Genomic DNA, 16,556 nt, shown 5'->3' on the forward strand with positions numbered 1-16,556 from the left:
ACATCAGGTTGGTCTCGGCTCACACGTAATTGCTGAGCACCGAGGCGAACGCAAAGACCCGCGACACAAGGCCGACGCAGAACGCCTGAAACGACGAGATCCCCCCCGTCGGGGCCGAGGGATCTGCACAGCTGGCGAAGCACGCGCCGAAGTACCGAACCTGGATGAACCGGGTGCGCACCGTGAAATAGCTGCCAACACCGATGAGCAGATAATCAGGACGTGGATGTTCAGGAGTTTGCTGAGCGGATCGACCACCTGCGGGGCAAGGAAGTCCAAATTTCCTTCTTCCCACGCCACCACCGCTGAAGTCGGCAAAAACGTAAGTGCCAAATGTTTACGAAACGTTTCGCCTGTCGTAGGCGTCGTAGCCGAGTCGTTAAACCTTGTCCGCGGCGCCGCCCAGCACACGCGTCAACCCAAGGTTGACAGGGTCTCTGTCGTCAACCTACTGTTGACGACATGGCTCAACCAACACCCATCGCCTATCCCGTCCGCCTCGACGAGATGATCAACGCCATCAAACAGGTGCACAGTGACGCACTGGATCAACTCACCGACGCCGTCCTGGCGGCCGAGCACCTCGGCGAGATCGCCGACCACCTCATCGGGCACTTCGTCGATCAGGCCCGCCGCTCGGGAGCCTCCTGGACCGAGATCGGCAGGAGTATGGGCGTCACCAAACAGGCAGCGCAAAAGCGATTCGTCCCGAAGGCCGAGGCCACCGCGCTGGACCCCCGTCAGGGCTTCGGGCGCTTCACCCCGCGCGCCCGCAGTGCTGTCGTCGCGGCCCAGAACGCGGCGCACGAGGCCGCCAACAGCGAGATCACGCCCGACCATCTGCTACTCGGCGTGCTCAGCGATCCGGGCGCGCTGGCCACCGTGCTGCTGCACGCCCAACAGATCGACACCGAGGCCGTGCGTGCCGCGGTGCAGCTGCCCCCAGCGCAGGACGAACCACCCGCGCTGATCCCGTTCAGCGGACCGGCACGCAAGGCGCTCGAGCTCACCTTCCGGGAGGCACTTCGCCTCGGCCACAACTACATTGGCACCGAACACCTGCTGCTGGCGCTGCTCGAGCTCGAAGACGGACCGCTGCGCCAAGCCGGCATCGACAAGGAACGTCTCGAGGCCGATCTCGCCACCACCCTGGAATCGATCACCAGCGGTAAGGGCGTCGGTGGGGCCGGGTTCAGCTGAGCCGGCCGACCCCTCCCCGTCGCGACCTCGCGTGTGTAATCATGCGAAGGTCCCCAGCCGGGAGCCGAGGAGGCAAAGATGCGCCGCTGGCTGATCGCCCTGTCCACGTTCCTCGTCGCCGCCGCGAGCGTCACCGCCGTGGGCGTCGCCACCCCCCGCGCCCGGGCCGGCGACGCACCGATCGGTCACATCGGCGACACGCTGCGGGTGGACACCGGCACCTACGTCGCGGACGTCACCGTCAGCAGCGTCGTGCCGTGCGACCCGCCACCGGGATTCGGCTACACCCGCAGCGGCGTTCCCGTCAAGAGCTTCCCTGGCAGCTCGGTCAATCGCGCCGACGTGACGATCCGCGCCGTGCGGGTGCCCAATCCCTACATCATGGCCACCAACTTCAGCTTCGACGGGGTGACCCCGTTCGCCGACGCCTACAAACCGCGGCCCTCGGATGCGCCCGACGCGCTGGACAACGTGCTGGTGAACGCGCCGCAGGGAGCGATCGTCCGCGGCGGAGTCTATTGGGACGCCTACCGCGACCCGGTTTCCAACGTCGTCCTGCTGGACAAGAAGACGGGCCAGCACCTGGCACAGTGGAATCTCTGACCGTACGCATCGCCACGACGGATTCCGTCGACACCCAAGAGCTGGCAGCCGTTGCCGCACAAACCTTCCCGTTGGCGTGTCCGCCCACGACGTCGCCGGAGGACATCGCGTCGTTCATCGCGGCCAACCTGTCCGCTAGCCGCTTCGCCGAATTTCTGGCCGACCCGCAACGTGCGGTTCTCACCGCACGCCAGCACGGGCGAATTGTGGGTTACGCGATGCTCATTCGCGACGTCGTCGATCGCGATGTCCCAGCGGCCGAGCTATCAAAGCTGTACGTGTTACCCGACTTTCACGGGGCGGGCGCCGCGACGGCATTAATGGACACCGCGCTGACCGTCGCGGTCGACTGGGGCGTCCGCCGCGTATGGCTTGGCGTCAACCAGAAAAACCAACGCGCACAACGCTTCTACACCAAGAGCGGCTTTACGATCAGCGGCACCAGGATGTTTCAGCTGGGCACCCATACCGAGAACGACTACGTCATGGTTCGCGGGCTTGAGTGATCCCGGCCGCGGTCAGCGCCAGCAGCCGCGAGGTGGCCCGCAGGTATTTCTTGCGGTAGCCACCGGCCAGCATGTCCGCGCTGAAAATCGTGTCCAGCTTCGCCCCCGAGGCCACCACCGGGACGCCGGCGTCATACAGACGATCGGTCAGCGACACCAACCGCAGCGCCACATTCTGGTCGTCGATGCCGTGCACGCCCATCAGGAACACCGCGGTCACACCCTCGATCAGCGTCAGATAGCGTGACGGATGCATGGTGGCCAGGTGCGCGCACAGCGCGTCGAAGTCATCAAGGGTCGCCCCCTCGATGCGCGCGGCGCGCGCGGCGACTTCCTCGTCCGACAACGGCGGCGGCGCTGGCGGCAGGTCGCGGTGCCGGTAGTCCGGTCCCTCGATCCGCACCGTGGTGAAAATTCGTGCCAGCGTATGGATCTCGCGCAGGAAATCCTGGGCGGCAAAGCGCCCCTCGCCGAGCTGTTCGGGCAGCGTGTTGGAGGTGGCCGCGACCGACACACCCCGCTCGACCAGTTGCGAGAGCATCCGCGAGATCAGCGTGGTGTTTCCCGGGTCGTCCAGCTCGAACTCGTCGATGCATACCGCCGTGTAATCGGCCAGCAGATCGATGCATTCGACGAACCCGAACACGCCGGCCAGCTGTGTCAGCTCCGCAAACGTCGCGAACGCCTTGGGTCGTGTGGCCGTGTTTGACCGCCCATCCGGCCCGGGGCCGGGCAACTGGTAGTACGCCGAAGCCAGCAGGTGCGTCTTACCCACTCCGAACCCACCATCGAGGTACAGCCCAACACCGGGCAGAACCTCCGGCTTGCCGAACAGCTTCTTGCGGCCCGCGCGCCGCGCGACGGCCTGCCGGCAGAACTCCTGGCAGGCCGCGACGGCCGCCGCCTGGGTCGGTTCGGCCGGGTCGGGCCGATACGACGAGAAGCTCACGTCGGCGAACGTGGGCGGCGGTCTGAGCTGGGCGATCAGTCGCTCCGGGGACGCGGTCGGATGCCGATCCACCAGGCGGCCCACCCCGTGCATGCAGGCACTGTAGCTGCGTGTTGCAATCAAACTCATGCCCGACTCTTCAGCCGGTACCGTCACCATGACACTGCTGGGAGCGGATCGCGACGTCGACGACGGCGAACTCCTGCAGCTTTACCGCTATCCGGAAGAACACGACGGCACGTGGCTGCGCGCGAATTTCATCACCAGCCTCGACGGCGGCGCCACCGCCGACGGCAAGACCGGCGCAATGGCTGGCGCCGGCGACCGAGTCATCTTCAACCTGCTGCGTGAGCTCGCCGATGTCATCCTGGTCGGCGCCGGCACCGTGCGCATTGAGGGCTACTCCGGCGCACACCTCGGGGTCGTCCAGCGCCAGCAGCGGCAGGCCCGAAAGCAAAGCGAAGTCCCGCAACTGGCCATCGTCACCAAGGCCGGTCACCTTGACCGAGGCTTGGGAGTGTTCACCCGCACCGAGGTGGCGCCGTTGGTGCTCACCTGCACGGCGGTTGCCGACGAAACACGCCGCGCGCTGGCGGGCCTCGCCGAGGTGATCGACTGCTCTGGGGATGATCCCGGCGAGGTCGACGAGGCAGCGATCCTGGCGAACCTCGCCGCTCGCGGTCTGACCCAGATCCTGACCGAGGGCGGACCGATGCTGCTCGGCGCGCTCATCGAGCGCGACATGCTCGACGAGTTGTGTCTGACCATCGCGCCGTGTGTTGTCGGTGGCGTGGCCCGACGCATCGCGACGGGTCCCCGCCAGGTGCAAACCCGGATGCGTCGCGTCCATGTCCTCAGCGACGGCGCCGGCTACCTGTACACGCGTTACGTCAAAGCGTGAGGGACGGCAACGGTAGCTACTGTGGTCGGCATGAGTCGGCGCATCACGTCCACCACGATCCTGGTCTCGATGGCCTGCTCAGTGAGCGCAGTTCTGGCCGGCTGTGCCCCGCTCCTGGGCGCCGGTCCGCGCTTCGCCACCAACTCCGGCGCCCGGCCACAAGGCGCGGTCACCACGACCAAGCCGGTCAGCGGCCCGCCGCCGATCGCCGTGCCCAAGAACGACTTGTCGTGGCACGACTGCACGTCGCGGGTGTTCGCCGACGCCGGGGTCGCGGCGGCCCCCGGGATCAAGCTGGAGTGCGCCAGCTACGACTCCGACCTCGACTCGGTCAGCGGTGGATCCGGGTCGATCAGCATCGGCGTGGTCCGCGCCAAGTCGACTCAAACCCCGACGGACGCTGGGCCCCTCGTCTTCACCACCGGCTCCGATCTGCCGTCCTCGACGCAGCTGCCGGTCTGGCTGACCCACGCGGGCGCCGACGTCCTCAAGAGCCACCCCATCGTGGCGATCGACCGCCGCGGCATGGGCATGTCGAGCCCCATCGACTGCCGCGATCACTTCGACCGCGAAGAGATGCGCGATCAGGCGCAGTTCCAGTCCGGCGACGATCCGGTCGCCAACCTCTCCGAGGTCTCCAATACCGCCACCACTAACTGCACCGATGCCATCGCGCCCGGCGAGTCCGCCTACGACAACGGGCACGCCGCCTCGGACATCGAGCGACTGCGCAACATCTGGGACGTCCCCGCGCTGGCGCTCGTCGGAATCGGCAACGGCGCCCAGGTGGCGCTGACCTATGCCGGGTCGCGGCCTGACAAGGTCGCCAGGCTGGTCCTCGACTCGCCGGTCGCGCTGGGCGTCAACGCCGAAGGAGCCGCCGAACAGCAGGTCAAGGGCCAGCAGGCGGCACTCGACGCGTTCGCGGCGCAGTGCGTCGCAGTGAACTGCGCGCTGGGCCCCGATCCGAAGGGCGCGGTCAGCGCGCTGCTGGCTGCCGCCCGTTCCGGTAATGGGCCCGGCGGCGCATCGGTAGCGTCGATCGCCAACGCGATCACCACCGCCTTGGGCTTTCCCACTGGCGACCGCGTCGGCACCACCACGAACCTGGCCAACGCACTAAATGCGGCCCGCTCCGGCGACATCAACCAGCTCACCAATCTGATCAACCGGGCCACCGAAATCCGGGATACCGACGGCGAATTCGTCAGTGCGTGCAGCGACGCGCTCAACCGTCCGACCCCGGACCGGGTGCGCGAACTGGTCGTCGCCTGGGGGAAGCTTTACCCCCAGTTCGGCTCCGTCGCCGCGCTCAACCTCGTCAAGTGCGTGCACTGGCCCACCGGTTCACCGGCGCAACCGCCGAAGGATCTCAAGGTCGACGTCCTGTTGCTGGGTGTGCAGGACGATCCGATCGTCGGCTCGGAAGGAGTCGCCGCCACCGCCGCCACCGTCATCAACGCCAACGCGGCCAGCAAGCGGGTGATGTGGCAGGGCATCGGTCACGGCGCCAGCGTCTATTCGTCCTGCGCCGTGCCCCCGATAATCGGGTACCTGGACAGCGGCAAGCTGCCCGGAACCGACACCTACTGTCCCGCCTGACAGTTGGCCTCGCCCCAAGTGCCCGGCTCTCCATCTCGCCGCTGCCCGGCTGGGGGTACCCCCCACCTCGGTCGCTATGCGGCCGCATCGTCGCCGGACGCCCGGTGTACGGTGCGCTGGTGACGGCAGCTGACTCGACTCGAACCGGCCCACCGAGCACCGCATCCATCCTGCGGTCGGTGTTATGGCCGGCGGCCATCCTGTCCGTGCTGCATCGCAGCATCGTGCTGACGACCAATGGCAACATCACCGACGATTTCAAGCCGGTCTACCGTGCGGTGCTGAACTTCCGCCATGGCTGGGACATCTACAACGAGCACTTTGACTACGTCGACCCCCACTACCTCTACCCGCCGGGCGGCACCCTGCTGATGGCGCCGTTCGGCTACCTGCCCTTCGCGCCCTCGCGCTACCTGTTCATTTCGATCAACACCGTGGCCATCCTCGTCGCCGCCTATTTGTTGTTGCGGATGTTCAATTTCACGATGACCTCGGTGGCCGCGCCCGCCCTGATACTGGCCATGTTCTGCACCGAAACGGTGACCAACACCCTGGTGTTCACCAATATCAACGGCTGCATCCTGCTGCTGGAGGTGCTGTTCTTGCGGTGGCTGCTGGACGGCCAGATCAGCCATCAGTGGTGGGCCGGCTTGGCCATCGGGCTGACGCTGGTGCTCAAACCCCTGCTCGGACCGCTGCTGTTGCTGCCCGTGCTCAACCGCCAGTGGCGGGCGCTGGTGCCCGCCATCGCGGTTCCCATCGTCATCAATCTGGCCGCGCTGCCGCTGGTCAGCCACCCGATGGACTTCTTCACCCGCACGCTGCCCTACATCCTGGGCACCCGCGACTATTTCAACAGCTCGATCGAGGGCAACGGCGTTTACTTCGGCCTTCCCACGTGGCTGATCGTGTTCCTGCGGCTCCTGTTCACGGCGATCGCCATGGGCGCCCTGTGGCTGCTGTACCGCTATTACCGCACCCGCGATCCCCTGTTCTGGTTCACCACCTCGTCGGGTGTGCTGCTGCTGTGGTCGTGGCTGGTGATGTCGCTGGCCCAGGGTTACTACTCGATGATGCTGTTCCCGTTCCTGATGACGGTGACGCTGCCCAACTCCGTGATCCGCAACTGGCCGGCGTGGCTGGGAATTTACGGCTTCATGACCCTGGACCGCTGGCTGCTGTTCAACTGGATGAGATACGGCCGCGCCCTGGAGTACTTGAAGATCACTTACGGCTGGTCGCTGCTGCTGATCGTGACGTTCACCGTGCTCTACTTCCGCTACCTGGACGCCAAGGCGGAGAGCCGGCTGGACAGCGGCATCGATCCCGTCTGGCTCACGGCCGAGCGGGAGCCCGCGCGGTGATCGCAAGCGCGACGCAGCCGGGCGCGGCGGGTCACCGCCATTGTGGTCTAGCGTGGACGCATGACCCCGAAGCTGGAACTCTCCGACGACGAGTGGCGTAAGAAACTCACCCCGGAGGAGTTCGCCGTGCTCCGCCAAGGTGGCACCGAGCGGCCCTTCACCGGTGAGTACACCGACACCAAAACGGCGGGCGTGTACCAGTGCCGGGCCTGTGGCGCCGAATTGTTCCGCAGCACAGAGAAGTTCGAATCACATTGCGGCTGGCCGTCGTTCTTCGATCCGTCCAGCTCCGGCGCGGTGTTCTTGCGCACCGACTGGTCGATGGGGATGAAGCGTACCGAGGTGTTGTGCGCGAACTGCTACAGCCACCTGGGCCACGTGTTCGCCGGTGAGGGGTATCCCACGCCAACCGACAAGCGCTATTGCATCAACTCGATCGCGCTGCGCCTGGTGCCGGACGGCACTTAGCGTAGCGCCGAGCCTGTAGTTGGCACGGTCTCCACTCGCACTTCTCCGCGCTAACTACAGTCTCGCGGAGAATCCGTCAACCCGCGTGGCGTGGACCTCCCAGAACGGGGCATGCACCCGGCCGTTGACCAGCCATGGCTCCATGACGCGGAACCGCTCCAGCACGCACTGCACCCGGTCGGCCAGGTCGGGATTCCGCGCAGCCATCAGCTCGAGCGTCTCGACGCTCAGGTTGACCTGGTAGGTCGTCGTCCCCAGGTAGCTGATCTCCCAGCCACCAAGCGGAAGCACCTGGCGAAAATCGTCCTCGGACAATGACCGCGGCATGCTGAACCCGTTGACGTTGTGCGCGCCGAACTCGTACATGTACAGCCGCGCTCCCGGCCTGGTGGCCCGATGCAGCGCCCGCACATAAGACTTCTGCAGTTCGGGAGCGGTGCTGAAGGTGTGGTAGAAGGCGCAGTCGACGACCGTGTCGAACCGGTCGTCCAGCCCGTCCAGCCGGGTCGCGTCGGCCACCTGGAAGTTCACCGAAACCCCGGCCTTTTGCGCGTTCGCCAGGGCGCGATCGATAGCGGCCGCCGACCCGTCGATGCCGGTGGCCGAGTAGCCCTTGGCGGCGTAGTAGATCGCGTGGTGACCAGGGCCGGTGCCAGGGTCGAGCACTTCGCCCTTGATCGCGCCGACGGCAACTAGTTGCTGAACCACCGGCTGCGGGCCGCCGATATCCCACGGCGTGGCAGCCGGCAGGCCGTGCACGAACCGGTCATCGCGATACATGTCCTCGAAGCGGGTGGGATCGCTCGGGTCGGATTGAGTCATGAGCGCCGCTTTCCCGCGCAAGCGGGCGGGACCCCCACCCCTTCGCTCGGGCTCCGCATCGTCGCCGGCGCGGTCATGGCAGGGAGTTCACCAACTGCTCCACCCCCACCCGCGGCCCGGTGAAAAACGGCGTCTCGGCGCGGGTATGCCGCCGGGCGTCGGTAGCACGCAGGTCACGCATCAGGTCGACGATGCGGTCCAACTCCGGGGCTTCGAAGGCCAGGATCCACTCGTAGTCGCCGAGCGCGAACGCCGGCACTGTGTTGGCCCGGACGTCCTTGTATCCGCGGGCGGCCATGCCATGCTCGGCGAGCATGCGACGACGTTCCTCGTCGGGCAGCAGGTACCACTCGTAGGACCGCACAAACGGATACACGCAGACGTAGGCACCGGGCTCCTCGCCGGCCAGGAATGCCGGGATATGGCTCTTGTTGAACTCGGCCGGTCGATGCAGCCCGACGCTGCTCCACACCGGCGTGCAAGCCCGTCCCAGGGTTGTGGTGCGCCGAAAGTCGGCATAGGTCGCCTGCAGCGCTTCGACGCGTCCGGCGTGGGTCCAGATCATGAAATCGGCGTCCGCCCGCAGGCCCGCGACATCATAGAGGCCGCGCACCACAACGCCGCGTTCCTCCTGCAGCTTGAAAAAGGTGGAGGCGTCGTCGATGGCTTCTTTCCTGGCATCGCTTCCCTCCGGGCCGAGCTCGCCGGGGCGCACCGAGAACACCGAGAACATCAGGTAGCGAAGCGTCGCGTTCAAGGCGTCGTAGTCGAGACGGGACATGAAACCTATCGTGCCACTTGCGCGTCTAAGGCCTCGAGGACGCCGCTCACCGCCCGACCGGCCGCCGAGACGCAGGCCGGCACGCCAATTCCGTCGAGGTAGCCGCCGGCCACCGCGAGGGTGGGCGGCAGGCCGGCGCGCACCTCGGCGACCACGTCGGCGTGGCCTGGGCCGTATTGCGGCATCGCCTCGATCCACCGCTGCACTCGGGTGTCCACCGGCTGGACCGTTACACCGAACACCGTGGCCAGGTCGTCCACCGCCCAGGCCAGCAATTCGTCATCCGGGGCGCTCGCGGCCAGATCTTGACCGAACCGCCCGAACGACAGCCGCAGCAACTGCACATCCCCGCGTGGACCCCACTTGCGGGAGGACAGGGTGATCGCCTTGGCCCGCAACGACTCGCCGCTGGCCACCAGGACACCGGAACACTGCGGAAACGGCGTATCGGCCGGCACCGCGAGCGCCACCACCGCCGACGAGGCACTCACGATCCGGCTCGCGGCGGCGAAAGTGCGCGGCGCGATCCCGTCGACGAGGCGCGCCAGGCGCGGCGCCGGGACAGCCAAGACCACCGCATCGGCGTGCCAGCGGCCGCCGGTATCGTCGTGCAACACCCAACCGGGTTCCAGCTTTTCGACGGCGGCCCTTACCCATCGCGGCTGGCTGCGGGCCACGAGCGCATCGACCAGGACCTGGTAGCCGCCCTCTAGTGCGCCGAACACCGGTGCGCCGCTGCTCGGCGGCAACCCCTGACGGACCGCGTCGCTCAGGCTGGCGGCGCCGCCGTCCAGCGCCGCAGCCACGCTGGGGGCGGCCGCGCGCAGCCCGATCGTCGCCGCCGAGCCCGCGTAGACGCCGCTCAGCATCGGGTCCACCGACCGGGCCACGACCTGCTCACCGAAGCGGTCGGCCACCAACTCGGCGACCGCCGGGTCGCTGCCGACGCGCCACCTGAACGGACGACCGGCTTCGGCCTCGATATGCGCCAGGGTTGCGTCATCGACCAGCCCCGCCATGGACCTCGCCGACGACGGGATCCCCATCACCGTTTCCGGCGGCAGCCGGTGCAGCCGTTGCTGACTGTAGATCAGCGGCCGGGCGCCGGTGGTGCCCAGCTGATGCCCGGATAACCCCAGCTCGGCCAGCAACGCCGGCACTTCGGGCCGGCGCAGCACGAACGCCTCGGCGCCCACGTCCAAGGGCTGTCCCCCGACCCACTCGGTGCGCAGTATCCCCCCGAGCCGGTCGGCCGGATCGAACAGTGTGATGGTCACGTCGCCGCCGGCGGCCACGCGCAGCCGGTAGGCCGCCGTTAACCCCGAGATTCCGCCGCCCACAACACAATACGAGCGAGAAGTCACAGCGAGTGGACCAGCGATACCAGCTCGGCCAGCACGCCCGGGTCGGTCTCCGGCAGCACCCCGTGGCCGAGGTTGAATACGTGCCCGGCGGCCCCGGCGTCGACCGCGCGCCGCCCGTCGTCGACGACGGCCCGCGCGGCGCGCTCCACCACCGGCCACCCGGCCAGCAACACCACCGGATCGAGGTTGCCCTGCAGCGCGGTGCCCGGTTGCACCCTGGCGGCGGCATCGGTCAGTGTCGTACGCCAATCCACGCCGACGACTGTCGCACCGGCCTCTGACATCGCGCCCAGCAGTTCGGCGGTGCCGACCCCGAAATGCGTCATCGGCACGCCGCGCTCGGCCAGCGTGCCGAACACCCGCGCGCTGTGCGGCAGCACGTGCTGACGGTAATCGGCCAACGACAACGCCCCCGCCCACGAGTCGAACACCTGGACGGCGTCCACCCCGGCGTCGATTTGGCCCCACAGGACCGCGATGGTGAGGTCGGTCAGCCGTTCCATCAGCGCGTGCCAGCTCGCCGGCTCGGCCAGCATCATTGCTTTGGTACGGGCGTGGTGGCGGCTCGGTCCGCCCTCGACCAGGTAGGACGCCAGCGTGAACGGGGCGCCCGCGAAACCGATCAGCGGAACTTCGCCCAGCGCGTCGACCAACAGCGAAACCGCCTCTAACACCGGCTGAATCGCTTGTGGATCAAGGGGTTTCATGGCCTCGATATCGGCAGCGGTGCGCACCGGGTCCGCGATCACGGGTCCCACGTCAGCGACGATGTCCACATCGATGCCGGCGGCACGCAGCGGCACGACGATATCGGAGAACAGGATCGCCGCGTCGACGTCGTAGCGGCGGATCGGTTGCAGGGTGACCTCGCAGGCCAGGTCCGGCTCGAAGCAGGCCGCCAGCATGCTGTGCCGTTCGCGCAGGGCCCGATATTCGGGCAGCGAGCGGCCGGCCTGTCGCATGAACCACACCGGAACCCGGTTGGGTTTGCGGCCGGCGACGGCGGCCAGATAGGGCGACTTCACAAGGTCGCGACGGGTACGCGCAGGAGTATTCACTGGCTTCAATGCTGCCATGAGCGCAGATCGGCACTTGCGTAACATCAACCCGGTGCCGGTCACCTACGACGAGTTCCCCAGCCTCCGCTTCGAACCCAGGGAAAATGGCGTGCTCGAGCTGGTCCTCGATGCGCCCGGGCTGAACTCGGTCGGGCCGCAAATGCACCGCGACCTTGCCGACATCTGGCCGGTGATCGATCGCGACCCGGACGTAAGGGTCGTGCTGGTCCGCGGGGAAGGTAAGGCGTTTTCCTCCGGCGGCAGCTTCGACCTGATCGACGAGACGATCGGCGACTACGAGGGCCGGATCCGGATCATGCGCGAGGCGCGCGACCTGGTGCTCAACCTGGTCAACTTCGACAAGCCGGTGATATCGGCGATTCGGGGCCCCGCCGTCGGCGCGGGTCTGGTGGTGGCGCTGCTCGCCGACATCTCCGTCGCCAGCCGGACCGCGAAGATCATCGACGGGCACACTAAACTCGGCGTCGCCGCTGGGGATCACGCCGCGATCTGCTGGCCGCTACTGGTCGGCATGGCCAAGGCCAAGTACTACCTGCTCACCTGCGAGACGCTCTCCGGTGAGGAGGCCGAGCGCATCGGCCTGGTGTCGACCTGTGTCGACGACAACGAGGTACTCCCGACCGCGGCCCGGCTCGCCGAGAATTTGGCGCACGGCGCGCAAAACGCGATTCGCTGGACCAAGCGCAGCCTGAATCACTGGTACCGGATGTTCGGGCCCACCTTCGAAACGTCGCTCGGCCTGGAATTCGTCGGTTTCAGCGGTCCCGACGTCCGCGAAGGGCTGTCCGCACACCGCGAGAAGCGCCCCGCGCGATTTGCCGCCGGCCCTAACGGCTGAGCCCTCACGGCTGAGCGCGATTCGGCGCGCCTGTTCACACCTGTCGGACGATGGGTCTACCGTCGAATTCTGTGACCCGCGCCAGCGACGATACGGAGCGCAGCGACGGAGGGGTACCTCACGCTTGGGGGGGAGAGGAGCGGCGCAGATGACCTCAGCCGAACCGGCCCCCTTCCGCGAGGCGGTAGCAGCGATGAATGCCGTCAACGTGCGGCCGGAGATCGAGCTTGGGCCCATCCGCCCACCGCAGCGGCTGGCGCCGTACAGTTACGCGCTGGGAGCCGAGGTCAAACATCCCGACCTCGACGTCGTCCCGGAACGATCCGAGGGAGACGCATTCGGGCGGCTGATCCTCTTGTACGACCCGGAGGGCTCCGACGCTTGGGACGGCACGATCCGCCTGGTCGCCTACATCCAGGCCGACCTGGACTCGCACGAGGCCATCGACCCGCTGCTGCCCGACGTGGCGTGGAGTTGGCTGGTCGAGGCGCTCGAGTCGCACACCGAGCACATGACCGCCCTTGGCGGCACCGTCACCGCCACCACATCGGTGCGCTACGGCGACATCTCCGGACCGCCGCGCGCCCACCAGCTGGAGCTGCGGGCGTCGTGGACGGCGACCACCCCCGAACTGGGCAGCCACGTCGAGGCGTTCTGCGACGTTCTCGAGCACGCCGCGGGCCTGCCGCCGGCCGGGGTCACCGACCTGAGCTCCCGGTCACGCGCCTGACATGTGCCCCGAGCTGTCTCCGCGGGGGACCGATCTGCCGGGCAGCACTGAACCCGACCCCACCCCGCTGATGCACCCCGCTGATGGGATACCGGAGCTCTCCGTGACCGTCAGCCAGATCGAAGCGGCCGCAGCGCTCCTGGACCACGGCACGGGACCCTTTGCCGTGGACGCCGAGCGGGCATCGGGCTTCCGATACTCCAACCGTGCCTACCTGATCCAGATACGGCGGGCCGGCGCGGGCACCGTGCTCATCGACCCGGTCAGCCACGGCGGTGATCCGCTGACCGTGCTGCGGCCCGTCGCCGAGGTGCTCGGCCAGGGCGAGTGGATCGTGCACTCCGCCGATCAAGACCTGCCGTGTCTGGCCGAGGTCGGCATGCGACCGTCGGCGCTGTACGACACCGAGCTGGCCGGACGCCTGGCCGGATTCGACCGGGTGAACCTGGCGACCATGGTCCAGCGGCTCCTGGGCCTGGGGTTGGCGAAGGGGCATGGCGCGGCCGACTGGTCCCGGCGACCGCTGCCGCCGGCGTGGCTCAACTACGCGGCCCTGGACGTGGAGCTGCTCATCGAACTGCGTGCGGCAATTTCAGCGGTGTTGGCCGAGCAAGGCAAAACCAGATGGGCCACGGAGGAATTCGAATATCTGCGGACCTTAGGCGAACGTGGGAGCCCGCCCGCCCGACGCGATCGCTGGCGCCGGACGTCGGGCCTGCACAGGGTGCGGGATCGGCGAGGCCTGGCGGCGGTTCGCGAGTTGTGGCTGGCGCGCGACCGCATCGCCCAGCGTCGCGATATCGCGCCCCGCCGGATCCTGCCGGATTCGGCCATCATCGAGGCCGCGATCGCCGACCCGAAGACGATCGACGATCTGGCGGCGTTGCCAGTGTTCGGTGGACGCAATCAGCGTCGCAGCGCCGCGCTGTGGTTGGCGGCGCTGGAAGCGGCCCGGGAAAGCCGAGATCTGCCCGAGGAAGTCGAGCAGACGAACGGGCCGCCGCCGCCGGCGCGGTGGGGCAGGCGAAAACCGGAGGCCGCCGCACGCCTGGATGCGGCCCGCACGGCGCTCGCGCGGTTGTCGCAACGGGTGAGGGTGCCGATCGAGAACCTGGTGCCACCCGACCTGGTGCGACGGCTGTGCTGGGAGTGGGAGGGCGCCTCTGACCCCGTCACGGCTGTCGAGGAGTACTTGCGCGCCGGCCAGGCGCGGGCGTGGCAACGAGAACTCGTGGTGCCGATCCTGGCCGCGGCGGTGACACGGGCTGCCGACACCGGCGCCGAGACCGACGAGAACTCCTAGTCCAGCTGTTCGCGGATCTCGGCTACGGCCGGGTTGTCGGACGCGCAGGCTCCCAGCGCGGCGACCCAGCCGGTGATCCGGCGGGCCACGTCCTGGTCGGTGAGCCCCAGATCGGCCAACACCTCACCCCGTGACGCGTGGTCGTAGAACTCCTGCGGCAGCCCGACGTCGCGGCACGGCACGTCGATCTCGGCGCGCCGCAACGCGGCCGACACCGCAGCACCCACACCGCCGTTGACCCCGTTGTCCTCCAGCGTGACGAGCAGCTTGTGCTCGATGGCCAGTTCGCGCAGACCATCGCACACCGGCAACACCCAACGCGGGTCGACCACCGTCACGCCGATCCCCTGGTTGTGCAGCCGCTTGGCCACCGCCACCGCCATCGACGCGAACGCACCGACCGCCACCAGCAGCACGTCGTGATTCAAGCCGGCCGCCGGCACCGCGAGCACGTCCACGCCAGCGCGCCGCTCGAGGGCCGGAATATCTTCCCCCACATCGCCTTTGGGAAACCGTATCGCCGTTGGGCCGTCGTCGACGTCGAGTGCCTCACCGAGTTCCTCGCGCAACCGGGTGCCGTCCCGGGGTGCAGCCACCCGGATGCCGGGCACGATGTCCAGCATCGACAAGTCCCACATGCCGTTGTGGCTGGCGCCGTCCGACCCCGTGATCCCGGCCCGGTCGAGCACCATGGTGACGGGCAGCTTGTGCAGCGCTACGTCCATCATGATCTGGTCGAACGCCCGGTTGAGGAACGTCGAATAGATCGCCACGACGGGATGCATCCCGCCCATCGCCAGCCCGGCCGCCGACGTGATCGCGTGTTGCTCGGCGATGCCGACGTCGAACAACCGATCCGGAAAACGCTGCCCGAACGCCGCCAGCCCGGTGGGCCCGGGCATGGCGGCGGTGATGGCCACGATGTCGCGGCGCTTCTTGCCGTAGTCGATGAGGGCGTCGGAAAACGTCGCCGTCCAGCCGGGACCGCCGATCTTGGTGGCCTGGCCGGTGGCCGGGTCGATCACCCCGCAGGAATGCATCTGTTCGGCCTCGTCGTCCTCGGCCGGCGGGTAGCCCATCCCCTTGCGGGTGACAACGTGCACGATCACCGGGCGGCCGAAGCCGCGGGCCTTGCGCAGCGCGACCTCCACCGCCCGTTCGTCGTGGCCGTCGACCGGGCCGACGTACTTCAGCCCGAGATCGGTGAACAGCAGCTGCGGCGACAGCGAGTCCTTGATACCCGCTTTCACGCTGTGCAGGAAGTGGTAAAAGACCTCTCCAATGAGCGGCACCGCGCGCACCACGTTGCGGCCCTTCTCCAGCGCCTGCTCGTAGACCGGCTGCAGCCGCAGCGTGGCTAGGTGGTCGGCGACGCCCCCGATCGTCGGCGCGTAGCTGCGGCCGTTGTCGTTGACGACGATGATCACCGGCCGGCGGGAAGCGGCGATATTGTTCAGCGCCTCCCAGCACATACCGCCGGTGAGAGCGCCGTCGCCGACCACCGCGACCACGTGCCGGTTGCGGTGCCCGGTCAGCTCGAACGCCTTGGCCAAGCCGTCGGCATAGGACAGCGCGGCGCTGGCGTGGCTGGACTCGACCCAGTCGTGTTCGCTCTCCGCGCGAGATGGATAGCCCGACAGCCCGCCCTTCTTGCGCAGGCTCTCGAAGTCCTGGCAGCGCCCGGTCAGCATCTTGTGCACGTAGGCCTGGTGACCGGTGTCGAAGATGATCGGATCGTGCGGCGAGTCGAATACCCGGTGCAGCGCCAGCGTCAGTTCGACGACGCCGAGGTTCGGCCCCAGGTGACCCCCGGTGGCAGCAACCTTGTGGATCAGGAACTCACGGATCTCGGAAGCCAGATGCCGCAGCTGCTGTTGGGAAAGGTGCTGCAGATCAGCGGGCCCGCGGATCTGTTCCAGCATCCCGTTAGTCTACGCAGCCACCGCAAGGGTCGGTCCCATGAAGCGGGTACCGACACCGCGTCTTTGGTAGCGTCGGTCGGCGGTGAGCCGGGAAGCCTGGTCGGCATCAGTGTCCCGCAACCCC

15 protein-coding genes and 1 pseudogene are annotated in these 16,556 nt (G+C 67.8%); 10 read left to right on the plus strand and 6 right to left on the minus strand.

Annotated elements, in window-relative coordinates; genetic code table 11:
* Nucleotides 1–462 precede the first annotated feature (462 nt).
* From G6N24_RS12705 to G6N24_RS24610, 3 genes are all read left to right on the plus strand, one after another.
* On the plus strand, nucleotides 463–1,200 hold the full coding sequence (locus tag G6N24_RS12705) for a Clp protease N-terminal domain-containing protein (RefSeq protein ID WP_085163226.1): 738 nt from the start codon (nucleotides 463–465) through the stop codon (nucleotides 1,198–1,200).
* A 78-nt stretch (nucleotides 1,201–1,278) separates the two neighbouring features.
* Nucleotides 1,279–1,803: a hypothetical protein gene (locus tag G6N24_RS24605; RefSeq protein ID WP_232070550.1), complete on the plus strand. Its 525-nt coding sequence runs from the start codon at nucleotides 1,279–1,281 to the stop codon at nucleotides 1,801–1,803.
* Nucleotides 1,791–2,309, plus strand: coding sequence for a GNAT family N-acetyltransferase (locus G6N24_RS24610; protein ID WP_232070551.1), 519 nt, complete (start codon nucleotides 1,791–1,793; stop codon nucleotides 2,307–2,309). Before G6N24_RS24605 ends, G6N24_RS24610 begins: the two co-directional genes overlap by 13 nt.
* On the opposite strand, the gene zapE is transcribed toward G6N24_RS24610, so the two are convergent.
* The gene (gene zapE, locus G6N24_RS12715; protein ID WP_085163224.1) at nucleotides 2,287–3,387 is read right to left on the minus strand and encodes a cell division protein ZapE; all 1,101 of its coding nucleotides are present in this window, start codon (nucleotides 3,385–3,387) and stop codon (nucleotides 2,287–2,289) included. The genes G6N24_RS24610 and zapE overlap by 23 nt on opposite strands.
* Between zapE and G6N24_RS12720 the strand changes: the two genes are divergently transcribed.
* The 4 genes from G6N24_RS12720 to msrB all read left to right on the plus strand — a co-directional run bounded on the left by G6N24_RS12720 (nucleotide 3,386) and on the right by msrB (nucleotide 7,593).
* A complete protein-coding gene (locus tag G6N24_RS12720; protein ID WP_085163223.1) occupies nucleotides 3,386–4,159 on the plus strand; it encodes a pyrimidine reductase family protein in 774 nt (257 codons plus the stop codon). The two genes, zapE and G6N24_RS12720, sit on opposite strands and share 2 nt — an antisense overlap.
* Before the next feature lie 30 nt (nucleotides 4,160–4,189).
* On the plus strand, nucleotides 4,190–5,761 hold the full coding sequence (locus G6N24_RS12725; protein WP_085163222.1) for an alpha/beta hydrolase: 1,572 nt from the start codon (nucleotides 4,190–4,192) through the stop codon (nucleotides 5,759–5,761).
* A gap of 104 nt (nucleotides 5,762–5,865) precedes the next feature.
* A complete protein-coding gene (aftC, locus tag G6N24_RS12730; RefSeq protein ID WP_085163221.1) occupies nucleotides 5,866–7,125 on the plus strand; it encodes an arabinofuranan 3-O-arabinosyltransferase in 1,260 nt (419 codons plus the stop codon).
* 60 nt (nucleotides 7,126–7,185) lie between these two features.
* A complete protein-coding gene (gene msrB, locus G6N24_RS12735; RefSeq protein WP_085163220.1) occupies nucleotides 7,186–7,593 on the plus strand; it encodes a peptide-methionine (R)-S-oxide reductase MsrB in 408 nt (135 codons plus the stop codon).
* Nucleotides 7,594–7,647: 54 nt separating this feature from the next.
* Here msrB and G6N24_RS12740 read toward each other — a convergent pair whose 3' ends face one another.
* From G6N24_RS12740 to hemE, 4 genes are all read right to left on the minus strand, one after another.
* Nucleotides 7,648–8,415, minus strand: a complete 768-nt coding sequence (locus G6N24_RS12740) for a class I SAM-dependent methyltransferase (protein ID WP_085163219.1) — start codon at nucleotides 8,413–8,415, stop codon at nucleotides 7,648–7,650.
* Nucleotides 8,416–8,488: 73 nt separating this feature from the next.
* Nucleotides 8,489–9,196 carry a hydrogen peroxide-dependent heme synthase gene (gene hemQ / locus G6N24_RS12745; protein WP_085163218.1) on the minus strand — a complete coding sequence of 236 codons (708 nt, stop codon included), beginning with the start codon at nucleotides 9,194–9,196 and terminating at the stop codon, nucleotides 8,489–8,491.
* 5 nt (nucleotides 9,197–9,201) lie between these two features.
* The gene (locus G6N24_RS12750; RefSeq protein ID WP_085163217.1) at nucleotides 9,202–10,560 is read right to left on the minus strand and encodes a protoporphyrinogen oxidase; all 1,359 of its coding nucleotides are present in this window, start codon (nucleotides 10,558–10,560) and stop codon (nucleotides 9,202–9,204) included.
* Nucleotides 10,557–11,636: a uroporphyrinogen decarboxylase gene (gene hemE / locus G6N24_RS12755; protein ID WP_085163216.1), complete on the minus strand. Its 1,080-nt coding sequence runs from the start codon at nucleotides 11,634–11,636 to the stop codon at nucleotides 10,557–10,559. The genes G6N24_RS12750 and hemE overlap by 4 nt, the downstream gene beginning before the upstream one ends.
* A 34-nt stretch (nucleotides 11,637–11,670) precedes the next feature.
* On the opposite strand from hemE, the gene G6N24_RS12760 reads away from it, so the two are divergent.
* From G6N24_RS12760 to G6N24_RS12770, 3 genes and pseudogenes are all read left to right on the plus strand, one after another.
* Entirely contained in the window at nucleotides 11,671–12,477 is an 807-nt protein-coding gene (locus G6N24_RS12760; protein ID WP_139822656.1) for an enoyl-CoA hydratase/isomerase family protein, read from the plus strand.
* 71 nt (nucleotides 12,478–12,548) lie between these two features.
* Nucleotides 12,549–13,207 (plus strand): annotated as a pseudogene (locus G6N24_RS12765) (DUF3000 domain-containing protein).
* 1 nt (nucleotide 13,208) lies between these two features.
* Nucleotides 13,209–14,510: an HRDC domain-containing protein gene (locus G6N24_RS12770; protein ID WP_085163213.1), complete on the plus strand. Its 1,302-nt coding sequence runs from the start codon at nucleotides 13,209–13,211 to the stop codon at nucleotides 14,508–14,510.
* Here the strand turns inward: G6N24_RS12770 and dxs are convergent.
* Nucleotides 14,507–16,432: a 1-deoxy-D-xylulose-5-phosphate synthase gene (gene dxs, locus G6N24_RS12775; protein ID WP_085163212.1), complete on the minus strand. Its 1,926-nt coding sequence runs from the start codon at nucleotides 16,430–16,432 to the stop codon at nucleotides 14,507–14,509. The two genes, G6N24_RS12770 and dxs, sit on opposite strands and share 4 nt — an antisense overlap.
* Nucleotides 16,433–16,556 lie beyond the last annotated feature (124 nt).

The sequence above is a fragment of the Mycobacterium lacus genome, from assembly GCF_010731535.1.
Taxonomy (GTDB): domain Bacteria; phylum Actinomycetota; class Actinomycetes; order Mycobacteriales; family Mycobacteriaceae; genus Mycobacterium; species Mycobacterium lacus.